Genomic DNA, 15,347 nt, shown 5'->3' on the forward strand with positions numbered 1-15,347 from the left:
TACGATTTATTTTACTATACTTCTAAGTCTTGCATCAATAAGGCACATCCAGTAACCTACATTACTATTAGATCTGTTATCTGAACTTTGGAACCTAATAAAACCAGTATTTCCATTATCAGGCTTTTCATTTTTTGCTCCTGGTATAGCATAGATATAGTGTTTTCTCTTATTGTAATCATCGTACTGCACTCCAAATAAATAATGTCTATGTTTATATGCATTTATAACGACATCACTATACATAGTATAGTTAAGAGCATTTACGTATCCTAAATTAGGCATAGAGTAACCACAAAGAGTTGTTGGATTTATATCTATCTTCCACCATCTAGTGTTGTCAATCTGATCGTCTACGAATGGCTTTACTTCTTTAAAATACTTAAGACCTTTCTTTATTTGTCTTGGCATCATAAGGGTTCCTGGTGTTTTACTTTGCTCGTGGTTTTCCACCTGTTCTTCCTCTTGTTTAGAAGTTTTATAAGATTTATTTATCACTTTTTTTCTATTACTTACATATTTAACTGGATCATCTTCCTCATCTAAGTCGTCATCTGCGTATTTTTCTCGGTATTGTATCTTATTGAAATTGTTAAGTTCAACCATTTCATCATTACTTATATTTTCATTTTGATACAAATCATCGCCATTGTAATCTGAATTTGTATTGTCTCTTTCAAATACATCTTCTTCACTGTCCTCTAAAAACTCGTCTTCTTCATCATCGAAATAATCATCTTCTTCATCAAAATCATCTCTGTATTCACTATCTTCATATTCAAATTCGTCTTCTTCATCAAAGTCTTCATCTCTATTGTATTCTTCTCCATATTCCTCATCATTTGATTCGTCCTCTGCTTCATCGGAATTATTATCTTCCTCGACATAATCTACATCTTCTTCATTGTCTTCACTATCTCTACCTACATCTAATTCACTTTCGTCAGTATACTCATCATATTCCTCGTCATATTCTTCATCCTCATCATATTCTTCATACTCTTCGTCATATTCTTCTTCTTCGTCATATTCATCTTCATACTCTTCCTCTACTTCAAAAAGTATGTCCTCGTAATTTTCAAGTTTGTTTCCCTTAAACCCTATTAGAGGTACTTTATCTTCATGTACGATTGCTATACTTTTTATATCGTCTTCATCGCCATCTAAATCTAATATAAATTCGCCTCTACCCTGATCATTTAATACAATCTTTCCTAAATCCAATACATCGTATTTTGTTGTTATTGCCATTGTATCGTAACCGTCTTTAATATACTTAAGATTTTCAACATATAATGCGACAATTGATTTACCTTCATTTACTTCCACCTTGGCAAATGCTTTAGGAAGTACTCTTTCTTTGTTCCTGAAGTTGATGTCCTTAGCTTCTAAAATTATATAGTCTCTTTTAAACTTTTTCTTAGAACTCACTTCAATCCCCCCTTAACATAATTTCTCTAAATAATATATGATTACAAAGAAAAAAAAAGTACCTTCTATTTAGAAGATACTTTTGAATTTACAATATTAGAAAGATTTGCGAACTCGTCTACGCTAAGAGTCTCTCCTCTTCTTTTTTCATCAATATTTGCCTCGTTAAGGATCTCTTTTAATTGCTCCTTTTCAAATATTCCAAGTCCTCCAAGTGAATTTAAAAGAGTCTTTCTTCTTTGTCCAAATGACGCTTTTACGGTTTTAAAGAATATTTCCTCATTATCTACGTTATACTTTTTCTCAGCCCTAACCCTAAGACCTATTACTATAGAATCTACATTTGGTTGAGGAACAAACATATGCCTAGGAACTTTAGCCACTATGTCCGTATCACAATAATACTGAACTGCCACAGAAAGAGCCCCATAGTCTTTTGTACCAGGACTTGCATTCATTCTATCAGCAACTTCTTTTTGTACCATAACAACTATATCCGTTACTGGAACGTGTTCTTCTAAAAACTTCATAACAATTGGTGTAGTTATGTAGTATGGTAAATTTGCTACAAGTTTCACAGGACCACCATCAAGTTTTTCTTTTATTAAACTATGAATATCTGCTTTAAGTATATCTTCATTTACTACCTCAACATTGTCTAGCTCTGATAGAGTATCCTTAAGAATCGGGATTAATGACTTGTCTATCTCTACAGCCACTACTTTCTTTGCTACTTTTCCCATCTCTCTAGTCAAAGTACCTATGCCAGGTCCAACTTCAACTATATAGTCACCATCTTTTATATGTGCACCATTTACAATGCTTTCAACTATATTATCATCTATCAAAAAATTTTGTCCTAAAGATTTTGAAAATTTAAATTTATATTTATCAACTATCTTCTTTGTTTCTTTATGAGATGAAAGTCTCTCCATATATGCCTCCATTTATCTTATTTTGTATATTTTAATTGTCTATATCATCAACGGCGTTTACAAACTCTTCTCTTGTGACTCCATAATTATTTAGTCTATTTAAAAATTGTTTTGCATTGCCATATCCTATTCCAAGTACCTTGCCTATTTTGTCTCTTCTTAATGAAGCTTCTTCATTTCCAATAAGTCCGTTTCTTACTAAATCGACTCTATTAAATTCACTTCTATTCCCTTCTATTTCAGTCCTTACTTTTTTGATAGCAGCAATAATGCTTTCTGGAGTCGCATTTTCAATCCCTATGTCGCCATCTTTTTTAGCTTCTTCCCTTGGTAAAAATGCATGCTTACATCCTGGAACTTCGTTTGCAATTTTCTTTCTAATTTTTTCCCCTGCAAAGTCAGGATCCGTAAAAATAATAACTCCCCTTCTCTCTTGAGCGGCTTTAATTCTCTCCATGACTCCCTTAGGAAATCCAAAACCACTCGTTGTTATAAGTTCGGCATCCAAAGCTCTCTTGACTGCTGTGACATCATCTCGTCCTTCTACTATGATTACTTCCTTTATCATTATTAACACACCTTTAATTTTTATAATCTCTTATTCGTCATTTTTTTCTACCATCTATTTATTCTACGTTTTTTATTTTGTATTATCAAGCTTTAGATTAAATAATTGCAATTATAAAATAGGAATGATATCTATTTAGATGTCATTCCTATCTCTATATGTGTGCTTTATTATAAATTTAAGTCAATTAATGTTGTCGTTAATACCTATATTTTTATTTAAAAACTCAAATCAAAAAACTATAAATATTTTTCTAATAATTCAAGCCCATTAAATGGTGGATTACAACTCTTTCCTTCACATATATAATATGTTGAATTATCATTCTTGAGAACATAGTCTTCTAGTCCATCTAAATTTTCGCTCTCCCATATTTTTTTGACAACAACAGTAATATTGGGACTATAGTTTTTCATCAATTTTTCTTTAAATCGTTTCATATCGTCTTTGTTCTTTAGAACAGCAATAATTTCTTTAGATTCATAAAGTTCGTACATAAGGGATAACAAATAAAAACTGTAACCAGTTGGAGACCTTCTTAAGCTATCTGTATATAGATTTAATAATGATTTAGAAATATCTTCTAATCCTATATCTTCAGTCATTCTGCTTAATTTTATTAAATTTAAAGAAGCTACAGAATTTCCTGATGGCATAGCCCCATCGTACAAGTCTTTTGGCCTAATAAATAACTCTTCACTGTCATTTCCATATAGGTAAAATCCTTTATTTTCATTGTCCCAAAATAAATCTATACAATCTTTATTAAGCTCAATAGCCCTAACTAAATATTTATTTTCATAAGTAGCCTCGTACAGCTCAATATACGACCAAACTAAAAATGCATAGTCATCTAAATAAGCTAGATAATCGGAATGTCCATCTCTATATCTTGCTAATAGTCTACCATCTCTAAATAGTTTTTTCTCAATAAAGTCTAAACATTCAATTGAATACTTTAAATACCTTTCATCATCTAATACTTTATAGGCTCTAATCATAGCGATTACCATTAATGAACTCCATGAAGTCAATATCTTATCATCTTTGTGAAGATCCATTCTCTCTAGTCTGTACTCAAACACTTTTTTTATCATAGTGCAAATTTTATCATTACGATAATTAAATTTTTCGTTTTTAATAAGATTTGGAATGTTTTTTCCTTCAAAGTTTCCTTGTATACTTATATCAAAAAAATCTGTAAAATATTTCCCATCTTCGTCTCCAAGCACATCTAAAATTTCTGGATACGTAAATGTATAAAATTTACCCTCTTCACCTTCGCTGTCTGCATCTTGCGCAGAATAAAATCCACCTTCACTATCTTTCATTTCCCTAGCAATATATTCTAAGGTTCTTACTACAATATCTTTGTACAACTCATTATTTGTAATTTGATAAGCCTCTAAATATACGATTACAAGCATCGCATTATCATAAAGCATTTTTTCAAAATGTGGAGCTAACCATTTTTCATCTGTTGAATATCTAGAAAATCCGTAACCGATGTGGTCAAACATTCCACCTCTATACATACCTTGGAGCGTTTTCTCGACCATGTCGAGGGCTTTTTTATTATTCTCTAGTTTATAATATTTCATTAAAAACATTAAATTCTGAGGACTTGGGAATTTTGGTGCTTCTCCGAATCCCCCATATTTACTGTCAAATAAGTCCTCAAATAGTTTAAATGAATCATCTATCAGATTTTTTGATATTACATTATGATTCAGCTTTTTATTTGTAGCTCCTCTTATATGGTCAACTATTTCTTCGCTTGATTCAAGTAATTTATGTTTCTCATGTTCCCACATATAAGATATTTTTCCGAGCAATTCTATCATACCTATCCTTCCGTACATATTCTCTTTTGGAATATACGTACCAGCAAAAAAAGGTTTTTTATCTGGAGTCATAACAATAGACATTGGCCATCCTCCGCTCCCTGTCATAGCTTGACAAACAGCCATATAAACACTATCTACATCAGGTCTTTCCTCTCTATCTACTTTTATTGATATAAAGTCTCTATTTAATATATCCGCCACATCGTCGTCTTCAAAAGACTCGTTTTCCATTACATGGCACCAGTGGCATGTAGAGTATCCTATACTTAAAAAGATTGGCTTATCATCTTCTTTTGCTTTTTTAAAAGCCTCCTCTCCCCAAGCATACCAATATACAGGGTTGTAAGCATGTTGAAGCAAATATGGGGATTTTTCATTTATTAACTTATTTGGTTGTCTACTTTCATTATTATTTTTCATATTATAATCCATCCTTTGAATTTCTTTAAAGTTATTATACCCAAAAAACTCAGGTCTATAAAAAAACACTTAAATATATAAATTATTATATTAGAATCTAAAATCGGTAGTTTGACTTTTATAAACATAAATGTTAACATTAATAGAAAATTTATGTAAAGAGGTGTATCCTTATTTATAGAAAGGTTGGAATATCAATGAATTTTAATAAGATATCAGAAAGAGTTTTCTATCTTGAAAATGGTGAGGAAACAGACAGACCTCTTTTAGGATATATTAAAGGTGATAAATATTCATTAATGATCGATGCAGGCAACTCAAAGAACCATGTTGAATTATTTATGCAATCAATAGAAGAAGCAAATTTGAAACTTCCTGACTATGTCGCGATCACACATTGGCATTGGGATCATACTTTTGGTATGAGTTTTGTTCCTGGAAAAACCATTGCATGTCATATAACTAATGAAAAATTGAAATCTATGGCTAAATGGAAATGGACAGATCAAGAAATGAAAAAACGTCTTCAAACTGGTGAAGATATTGAATTTGCAGATACAAATATCCGTAAAGAATATAAGTATCTAAATGATATAGAAGTAGTATCTTCTAATATTGTGTTTAAAGACTATTTAGAGATAGATTTAGGTGGGATCAAGGTCATACTACAAAATATTATCTCTCCCCATTCACAAGATTCTGTAATAGCCTATGTTCCAGCAGAAAAAGTAGTGTTTATAGGCGATGCATATAGCAAAGATTTTTATAATGGCTGTAAGTATGATATTGATAAAATTAAGAGCTTATTAAATACATTAGAAAATTTAGATTTTGATATTTGCTTATTATCCCATCATAGTCTACCTCTAAAAAAAGAGGCTATCATTCGATTTTTACATACACAATGCTAAACAATAAAAGATAACTATATAGTTATCTTTTATTGCTATTTATTAATATTAACATTCAGTATAATTTATATAACTAAGAAATCCTGTTGTGATTCACGTACTATTGCATTTTTCTTGTCTTCACCAAATATTTCTTGATAATCTTTCATGGCAGAATCAATTATTTTATTTCCATCTATTATACCTAAATTAAAAAATGCTACTCTCTTAAAAGCGTTTAAAACATGTCCACACTGATATAAGAAATCTTTGATAACCTTATCTAAAACTCTACTTCTCTTGTCAAACATTTTATTTAATTCTTCCTCGCTTTTAAATGAGAAGTTCGTCCAATTAAAAGTACAATACGAAACACCAAATGAGATTGAAGTATCTAAATTAAATTTATTATCTGGATTAAATCCATATGCTAAACTTACATCAACATTTGAACAGTATATTTTACTATATTTTTCTAAACCATATTTTTTCCAACTATTGCTCCAACCACAAGATGTCATCTTTGTTTTAAATGATGGTGATATTGTCTCAATTTCCGATTGTGACCATGCCCTATTGTCGACCCATTCTCCATAAACCGTATAATTTTCTACACTAAGTTCCTCACCATCCTGTAAACAACGCATAGCACATCGCATTCCTCTTTCTCTTCCAAAAGTAATTACTGCTTCTTCTGCTACTTTTAGACCGTTTTCTTTACTTATCATTTCTGAGTACTTTGACAGAAGCCCAAATAGTACAGCATGATCGTCAATGTAGAAATCTTTCGCTAGTTCCTCTCTAGTTTTCACAATAACTTCCCCCTTATTATTAAAGTAATTTTCTATAACATTTAATAACCTTAGTAAATAACACTTTTATTAATCTTTTTATAACTTATTAAATAATTATTTTACACTATTTGTAAGTATTTGATTTAATTATACTAGAACTAATCTATCAAGTCACCTTAGATAAAACAATAAATTTTTAAAAAGGCATTGCATTTATTACTAATTAGTAATATAATTAAATCATGAAAACAAAAAATAACTCATATGGAAAAGAAAATGACTTAAATCTAAAGACATTAATAGCTCTTACAAGAAGTACAAATAAACTTAACAGAAGATCGAATACAGTTTTTAGAAATCATGGATTATCAACTATGCAGTTTGCAGTTTTAGAAGTTTTATACCACAAAGGAGACCTTCGTATTGGTGAAATTATAGAAAAGATTCTAGCAACTGGTGGTAATATGACTGTAGTTATAAATAATCTAGTAAAGGAGGGAATGGTCGAAAAATACACTGATCCTAAAGATAGTCGATCTAATATAATTCACATAACAGACAAGGGAAAGAGTAAAATCGAAGAAATATTCCCAGAACATTTACTGGATTTAGACGATTTTTTAAAATATATATCTTCTGAAGAAAAGCACAAATTAATAGACATTTTAATAAAATTAAGCGTATAAAATATACGCTTTAATAAAACAAATATATTACTAGTTAGTACTAAATTACAAGGAGGAATTAAAAATGGAAAGAAATTTTAAAGAAGCATTAAAACATAGAAGAAGTTATTACGGTATAAAAAACGAAAGCCCTATTTCAGACGAACAAATACAAGAAATTATGAATTTTGCAGTGTTACACACACCATCGGCGTTTAATACACAGACAAGCCGAATTGTACTACTACTTGGTAAAGAACATTTGAAAATGTGGGAAATTGTAAGAGAAACACTTAGAAAAATTGTTCCTGCTGAAAAATTTGATCCAACAGATCAGAAAATGGATTCTTTTGCTAATGGTTATGGAACAGTATTATTCTTTGAAGACTTTGCTCCATTAGAAGCTGCAAAAGATGGTGCAGGTTCCTATGCAGATAAGTTTGATGATTGGTCAAATCATACTGCTGGAATGCATCAACTAGCAGTCTGGACAATGTTAGAAGATGCTGGATTTGGTGCTTCCCTGCAACATTATAATACTATAATCGACGATGAGGTAAAAGAGACTTGGGGTATAAATAAAGATTGGAAACTCGTTGCTCAAATGCCTTTTGGAATGCCAACAGCTGAGCCAGGTGAAAAGGAATTCGGACCTCTTACTGAAAGAGTTCAAGTTTTCAAGTAAGTTGATCATAATAATAAATTCAATAATAAGTTTATAATTAATATAGATTGGTGGTTAAAAATATGAAAAGAGAAATTGTTAAGATAGTAAAGGGACAACGCGCAGTTGACGGAGCTGGTGTTAATTTAGTAAGAGTGCTTGGACACGATACAGTAAATGATTTTGATCCATTTCTAATGTTAGATGCATTTGATTCAACAGACCCAAATGATTATATAAAAGGGTTTCCATTCCATCCACATAGAGGTATTGAAACAGTAACATACCTAATAAATGGTGAAATGGAGCATCAAGACAGTTTAGGTAATAAAGGTGTAATAAGAGACGGCGAATGCCAATGGATGACTACAGGTAGTGGTATAATGCATCAAGAGATGCCTAAAGCATCGGATAGGATGCTAGGACTACAACTTTGGGTAAATCTACCGAAAGAAGATAAAATGGCTGAACCGCATTACTTTGACATATCTGGAGACATGATAAAAACTGTTGAAAATAAGAATAGCATTGTGAAAGTTATTTCAGGTAACTATATGGATAAGGCCAGAGGGGTTGATCCTAAATATATAAAAGTAACTCTACTGGATGTAAATGTAAAACCTAATGAAGAATTCAATATAGATTTAAACAAAGAAGATAATGTATTTATATACGTAGTTGATGGAGAAGGAACTGTTGAAGGCAAAAAAGTCGAAAGCAAATCAGCTGTTTTATTTAATAAAGGCGATGAACTAAGTATTAAATCATCTAAAAATGGAATCAGATTCGTACTATTCGCTGGAAAACCTCTACATGAACCCATTGCTTGGGCAGGACCTGTAGTAATGAACACTAAAGAAGAACTTCAAAGAACTTTCAGAGAACTTGATGAGGGTACTTTTATTAAACATAACCCAAAAAAGTAAATAAGTAATCTACTAATTATATTAAGTAAATGTGCCCTCTATTTAAAAGAAGATCTTATAGATGATCGTAACTCTTTATAGTGGGCATATTTTATTTTTGTAAAAATTTTACGGAATATACTGTATTAAGAGTTTAGGCTCCCTTACACTAATAAACCGATAAACTCACCTTACAAAAATGATAGAATATTATATGTTCTATGTAACTTTAAAATTATAAAACAATGTTACAATTTATTAGGGTGATAAATATGAAAACAAAAACAAAACTTTTTATAGGCTTATTAAGTCTATCCTTAATAGTTTGTGGGGGCTTATGGAAATTGTACAATGATAATTATGGCGGTAATATATATTATACTCAAATATTAGTTACTCCAGAAAAAGAAAATGAAAAGGATAGTAAATCTAATAACTGGTCAGTTTACAATTACGACCAAAATGTCTATAGTGAAACAAAGAAAACAAAAATTGTCCATATGAGAGAACATAGAAATTCTCCATTAAGATTAAACGCATATTTAAAATTATTAGTTAACGATAAAAAAGGCGTTCTGACTTGGGGAGAGGTTGAAAAGAGCGAAATACCACAAAAAGTCTTGGAGCAAATGAAAATAAAAACTTCAAATTAAAATGATCAATTTTAGCAAGTAAAAAGATGGTATCTCAAATTACATATAAATAGTTTGAGATACCATCTTAATATATTTATTATTTTTATTTACTTCCTAAAGCTTTACCTGTTTGAGATAGTCTTTGAGATATCTTTACTGCTGTTTCATATCTATCTTGACCAGCAACTCTTTCTTTTTTACTTACACCTAAGTTATCTTCTACTTCTTTTGATACTGAGTTATATCCTCCGCCTATTAGTATATTTTTAATTGACCACTCTTTTATCTTATCTGCTGTTAAACTGTTTAGATGTTCTGGATCTGTTAGCATTATCGGTGCCTTAAAGTAAGATGCTAAACTATTTATTGTAATTCCATCTGGGAAATCCATCCCATCTACTAATATCATATCATCATTGTTTCCTGATATTTTTCTAACCTCATCACCTATTAGCCCAGCAGTTTTGTATCTATCTTCCCCACCAAATCTAGTTATTTTACTTACTCCTAGGTTATTCTCGATATCTTTAGATACAGAATTATATCCTCCACCTATAGTTATATCATTTATTCCCCAAGTTTTTATCGTATCTTTAGCTGCATCTGTCAATGTTTGTGGCTCTGTTAGAAGTATCGGTACTTTCTTCTGAGATGCTAAACTTGACATTGTTATTACATCCGGGAAGTTTGTCCCATCCACTAACATTGCTCCCTCTTTATTACCTGTTTTTCTTACTTCGTTACCTATTTTTTCTGCAGTTTCGTATCTATCTTGACCAGCTATCCTTGTAACATTATAATCTTTTAATTGTTCTTCTACTTTATTTGATACAGAATCTGTACCTCCTGAGATTATTATATCTTCTGCATTTAATCTCTTAATCTCTGCTAGAGTTTTCTCATCTACTCTATCTTTTTGAGAAAGTAGTATTGGAGCATTTTTCTCATTTCCTAATACTGTCGCTGTAAGTACGTCTGTATACTTCTCTCCACTTGCTATTATTACAGTCTTTGATGGAGATGGTGGATTTGGTCCTGGATCAACTGAACCTCCACCACCTCCACCTGATGATTTTTTCATATATAATGTAACACTATCATTGTATTCGAGACTATCTGGTTCAAAATAAAGCTTACTTGAAGCAGTTGAGTAGTCGTACTCAGCATATACTCCATAAAGATATGGCTTTAATTCTATCTTGTCACCCTTATAATCCTGTGGTATAGTATATGTTTTTTTGTAATTTATAGTTTGACCAGGCTCTATAGTCACCCATGTATCATTTTCATCTTTTAAATTAAATTCATCAACCCTATTTTCTTCTCCTGTAGACTTGATTACATCATAGCCTCCTGTAAGGAATTTATTCTTTATGTATTGCGTTGGGTTATTAATCTCTATTTCTAGATTTACAACATCCCCTGGATTTAAATCTCTTGTCTTATCAGGGGTAATTTTTATATCTGATGTCTCATAATAAGGATATTTTATGGATGTCCTTGATTCAGTTCTGTCATTTGTAGAGGTAGTGTACCAATCAAAGTAAGCATCAAAATATTCGTAAAATCCTTTTTCATATACAGGTTTATCTACTGTTGTGTAGTGAAACTCAGTTGGTGATTTTTGCTCAAGCTTATTTATACCTCTCCAGTATATTTGTTCACCTTTTTCATTTACAGGTATATAGTAAATAAGATATTCATTTGGCATTTCTATATCATCGTCATTAGAAGGCACTTCTTTTCCATCTGCAATCATTTCTTTTTTGATTGCATTTAAGATTTCTTCTCTTGTAAATACCATATCTCCATCAACTACTTCACCTTTTTCTTCATCTGTTTCTTCATCTGTTTCTGACAGTTTAGTTGTTGGTGTTTCTACATTTGTACCCGGCTTCATAAATCTCTTAGGTAATTGAAAATCGAAATTTGTCGTCCATCCTGCTAATACTATTCTCACACCCGCAGTCTTCTCTTCTGTCTCAGTGTAGTTAGCCTCAATATCAATATGAGGAACTACTACTTTTTCAAGTTTAGCTGCCTTGTCATAACGCTCCCAACCAAATACATTAAGCATTACGTTGCTAAGACCCGTTGTATGATCTCCATCATCGTAATTTTCAAATGAAAGTCCATCAATATAATGTACTGTATCATTGCCCACTCTAGCTGTTTTTGTAGTTACCCAGTCATTTAATACCGGTGTTTTTTGTACCTCTTTACTATTTTTTTTAAAATAATTATTAATTGACTTTCTTTCAATTGGAGTCTGATCATTATTAACATCAATTTGTCCTGTATTTTTCCCATAGGCATTTATACTTGATGCTGAGCTAATTATCATTCCGAATGTTAGTGCTACTGATAAAATCTTTTTTAATTTTTTATTCACTCCTATCTCTCCCTTCTTTATCAATCATTGTATATATGTCCCATTTTATGTTTATGAATTTTTTATTTCAATATAAATGTTGTAAAAGACCTTTTTTTTGTAGTGAAATGATGGTATCTTATGGAATTATTTAATATTTTTTAATATAAAAAAAGAGCTATAGATTATTTCACAAATATATCTATAACTCTTTTTACATTTATTTTAATTACTATTTATTTTAATTACTATTTATTTTTCTTTATAAACTTTATTATTTATTTAGAACATAAAAAGAACATCTTATTTATAAGATGTCCTTATTATTATTACTTTATTTCGAAAAATTTTTTAGCATTTTCCATAGTTTTATCACATACCTCTTCATACGAAATTCCCTTTTCCTGGGCAATTTTATCAGCCACAAATGCTACTAATGAAGGATCATTTCTCTTTCCTCTATGAGGCTCTGGTGCCATATATGGAGAATCCGTTTCTATAAACAGCCTATCTAGAGGTATCTCTCTAGCAACTTCTCTAACTTTTCTACTGTTTTTAAAAGTTACTGTTCCTGGAATTGATATATAGCATCCCAATTTTATATACTCTTTCGCTAACTCTACACTTCCACTAAAACAATGAAGTACACAACCTATTTCATCGCTTTTATACTCTTTTATTATGTCAAAAGTATCTGCATGTGCATCTCTATCATGTATGATTATTGGAAGTTCAAGCTCATTTGCAAGCAGGATTTGCTTTTTAAACCACTCTTTCTGTGAGTCTCTTGGAGAATAGTCATAGTAATAATCTAAGCCAATTTCGCCTATGGCAACTACCTTTTTATTTTCAATTGCCAATTTCCTTAGAGTATTAATCGCTGTGTCATCGAGATCTGATACATCATGCGGATGAACTCCAACTGCAGCGTATATAAAATCATACTTCTTAGACAATTCAACTGCCGACTTAGATGTCTCTATATCCGCACCCGGATTTACAACTAGATCAACACTCTTTTCTTTAAGAGAATTTATAAGTTCATCTCTATCTTCATCAAATCGCTCATCATTTAAATGTGCATGTGAGTCAAATAACATCTCTTCACTTCCTTTTTTATTTCACTTATAACTAACGAACTTCGCATCCATCCTTAGCTCCTGTAGTGTGAGGAAGTACTAAGTCATCCCCATCATCACCAGCTGCTAATATCATTCCTTGAGACTCTATTCCTCTAAGTTTAACTGGTTTTAAATTGCATACAACTGTGACTTCTTTTCCTATTAGATCTTCAGGTTTGTACCACTTAGCTATCCCAGAAACTATCTGTCTTGTTTCAGGTCCAATCTTAACTTGTGAAACTAAAAGTTTATCTGCTTTTGGATGCTTTTCACATTTTATAATTTTACCCACTCTAAGCTCAATTCTATCAAAATCATCTATAGTTATTTCATCTTTGTGAGTTAGCGGTTCTTCTTTAGGCTTACCTGAGAATAGAGTTTCAAGCTCTTCAACTTCTTTGTCTATATCAAGTCTTGGGAATAGTGCATCCCCTTTGGTTACTTTAACACCTTCATTTAGAAGTCCAAAAGTTTTTGCGCTCTCCCAGTTTGTTATACCCTCTTGACTTGTAATTCCCAATTGATCATATATTTTATTCGCTGTTAAATTCATAATTGGATTTATAAGCGTCGCTATAATCCTTATGGATTCACACAGATTGTATAGAACTGTGTCTAACACATCTTTTTTACTATCGTCTTTAGCTAGAGCCCAAGGCATAGTTTCGTCGATATATTTATTAGTTCTTCTTACAAGCTTCCAGCAGTTTTCCAACGCTTCGTGGAACTGTAATTTATCCATTTCTATATCGAAGTTTTCAACTGACTCTTTTGCTTGTCTCTTTAGTTCTGAATCAAACTCAGTCTCTGCTTTTAGAGATGGTATTAATCCATCATTGTACTTCTCAACCATTGATATTGTCCTACTCACAAGATTACCTAGATCGTTTGCTAAGTCAGAGTTGATTCTTGATATAAAGTTTCTGTTTGTATAGCTTCCATCATTTCCGAAAGCAAATTCCCTAAGCAAGAAGTACTTAAGAGCATCTACTCCATATCTTTCTATTAAAGGTTCTGGATAAACAACATTTCCTTTTGACTTACTCATTTTGTCATCAGCAAAAAGTATCCAACCAGTTCCATATACTTGTTGTGGAACCTCTAGACCTAAAGCCATCAATATTGCTGGCCAGATAATAGTATGGAATCTAACTATTTCTTTTCCAACAAGTTGTACATTTGCAGGCCAGAATTTTTCCATTTCTTCATTATGATCAGTCATATATCCTAATGCGGTAATGTAGTTGCAAAGTGCATCTACCCAAACATATATTACATGTTTTTCATCGAAAGGAACTTTTATACCCCAATCAAAAGTAGTTCTTGTTACACTAAGATCATCAAGACCTTTTTCTAAGAAGTTTGAAACCATCTCATTTTTTCTAGCAGCTGGTACGCAGAAGTCGTCTCTCTTAAATAATTCCTTTAATTTATCTTCGTATTTCGAAAGTCTAAAGAAATAAGATTCTTCTTTAACTATATAAGTTTCTCTTCCACAATCAGGGCATTTATTTTCTTCCAATAATTGCGATTCAGTCCAATAACTCTCGCATGGAGTACAGTAATGGCCTTCGTATTCACCCTTATATATGTCGTCTTGTTCATATAGTTTAGTAAATATCTTTTGAATTATTTCTGTATGTCTTGTCTCAGTTGTTCTAATAAAATCGTCGTATGAAATATCAAGGTTTTTCCATAGATCTTTTATACTCGCAATAATCTCATCTAAAAACTCTATTTCAGTTTTTCCTTCTTTAATGGCTGTTTTTTGAATTTTTTCTCCGTGTTCGTCTGTACCTGTCAAAAACTTTACATCATAGCCACAGAAACGTTTATATCTAGCTATCGCATCTGCTGCCACTGTAGTATAAGTGTGACCTATATGTAGTCTTCCACTTGGGTAGTATATAGGCGTTGTTACATAAAAACTCTTTTTACTCATAGCTTACCTCCTAATTATTTGATTAATATTTTTGAAAATCCACCTTAGAATTAAACATTTAAAAAACAACTTTAACACTCTTTGTAGATTTTCTGGGGTTTTATCAATTTAGTATTTTGGGGTTTTATTTACACACTAAATTGTAATTTACAATTAATT

Annotated in this window: 13 protein-coding genes; 5 read left to right on the plus strand and 8 right to left on the minus strand. The window is 31.3% G+C overall.

Annotation, left to right across the window (positions count from 1 at the left end; all coding sequences use genetic code 11):
* Window positions 1-6 precede the first annotated feature (6 nt).
* The 4 genes from KQI18_RS11725 to KQI18_RS11740 all read right to left on the minus strand — a co-directional run bounded on the left by KQI18_RS11725 (window position 7) and on the right by KQI18_RS11740 (window position 5,201).
* Window positions 7-1,431, minus strand: coding sequence for a hypothetical protein (locus KQI18_RS11725; RefSeq protein WP_216468062.1), 1,425 nt, complete (start codon window positions 1,429-1,431; stop codon window positions 7-9).
* A 65-nt stretch (window positions 1,432-1,496) separates the two neighbouring features.
* Window positions 1,497-2,366 (minus strand): 16S rRNA (adenine(1518)-N(6)/adenine(1519)-N(6))-dimethyltransferase RsmA, encoded by an 870-nt coding sequence (gene rsmA, locus KQI18_RS11730; protein ID WP_216468064.1) that lies wholly within the window; start codon window positions 2,364-2,366, stop codon window positions 1,497-1,499.
* A gap of 31 nt (window positions 2,367-2,397) precedes the next feature.
* Window positions 2,398-2,934, minus strand: coding sequence for a ribonuclease M5 (rnmV, locus tag KQI18_RS11735; protein WP_216468066.1), 537 nt, complete (start codon window positions 2,932-2,934; stop codon window positions 2,398-2,400).
* 239 nt (window positions 2,935-3,173) lie between these two features.
* The gene (locus KQI18_RS11740) at window positions 3,174-5,201 is read right to left on the minus strand and encodes a thioredoxin domain-containing protein (protein WP_216468068.1); all 2,028 of its coding nucleotides are present in this window, start codon (window positions 5,199-5,201) and stop codon (window positions 3,174-3,176) included.
* 197 nt (window positions 5,202-5,398) lie between these two features.
* On the opposite strand from KQI18_RS11740, the gene KQI18_RS11745 reads away from it, so the two are divergent.
* Window positions 5,399-6,112: an MBL fold metallo-hydrolase gene (locus KQI18_RS11745; protein ID WP_216468070.1), complete on the plus strand. Its 714-nt coding sequence runs from the start codon at window positions 5,399-5,401 to the stop codon at window positions 6,110-6,112.
* Between the two features lie 65 nt (window positions 6,113-6,177).
* Here the strand turns inward: KQI18_RS11745 and KQI18_RS11750 are convergent, their stop codons facing one another.
* Window positions 6,178-6,903, minus strand: a complete 726-nt coding sequence (locus KQI18_RS11750) for an L-2-amino-thiazoline-4-carboxylic acid hydrolase (protein ID WP_216468072.1) — start codon at window positions 6,901-6,903, stop codon at window positions 6,178-6,180.
* Window positions 6,904-7,127: 224 nt separating this feature from the next.
* Here KQI18_RS11750 and KQI18_RS11755 point away from each other — a divergent pair, with 224 nt between their 5' ends.
* The 4 genes from KQI18_RS11755 (at window position 7,128) to KQI18_RS11770 (ending at window position 9,772) form a co-directional block, all read left to right on the plus strand.
* A complete protein-coding gene (locus KQI18_RS11755; RefSeq protein ID WP_216468076.1) occupies window positions 7,128-7,571 on the plus strand; it encodes a MarR family winged helix-turn-helix transcriptional regulator in 444 nt (147 codons plus the stop codon).
* Between the two features lie 64 nt (window positions 7,572-7,635).
* Entirely contained in the window at window positions 7,636-8,235 is a 600-nt protein-coding gene (locus tag KQI18_RS11760) for a nitroreductase family protein (protein ID WP_216468078.1), read from the plus strand.
* Window positions 8,236-8,297: 62 nt separating this feature from the next.
* On the plus strand, window positions 8,298-9,140 hold the full coding sequence (locus tag KQI18_RS11765) for a pirin family protein (RefSeq protein ID WP_216468085.1): 843 nt from the start codon (window positions 8,298-8,300) through the stop codon (window positions 9,138-9,140).
* 251 nt (window positions 9,141-9,391) lie between these two features.
* A complete protein-coding gene (locus KQI18_RS11770; protein ID WP_216468086.1) occupies window positions 9,392-9,772 on the plus strand; it encodes a YxeA family protein in 381 nt (126 codons plus the stop codon).
* 85 nt (window positions 9,773-9,857) lie between these two features.
* On the opposite strand, the gene KQI18_RS14475 is transcribed toward KQI18_RS11770, so the two are convergent.
* From KQI18_RS14475 to metG, 3 genes are all read right to left on the minus strand, one after another.
* Window positions 9,858-12,146, minus strand: a complete 2,289-nt coding sequence (locus KQI18_RS14475; protein WP_216468088.1) for a cell wall-binding repeat-containing protein — start codon at window positions 12,144-12,146, stop codon at window positions 9,858-9,860.
* Between the two features lie 308 nt (window positions 12,147-12,454).
* The gene (locus KQI18_RS11780) at window positions 12,455-13,225 is read right to left on the minus strand and encodes a TatD family hydrolase (protein WP_216468092.1); all 771 of its coding nucleotides are present in this window, start codon (window positions 13,223-13,225) and stop codon (window positions 12,455-12,457) included.
* Window positions 13,226-13,256: 31 nt separating this feature from the next.
* Entirely contained in the window at window positions 13,257-15,188 is a 1,932-nt protein-coding gene (gene metG, locus KQI18_RS11785; protein ID WP_216468094.1) for a methionine--tRNA ligase, read from the minus strand.
* Window positions 15,189-15,347: the final 159 nt, after the last annotated feature.

Origin of the sequence: Metaclostridioides mangenotii, assembly GCF_018917235.1 — a bacterium.
In the GTDB taxonomy this organism is placed as follows: domain Bacteria; phylum Bacillota; class Clostridia; order Peptostreptococcales; family Peptostreptococcaceae; genus Metaclostridioides.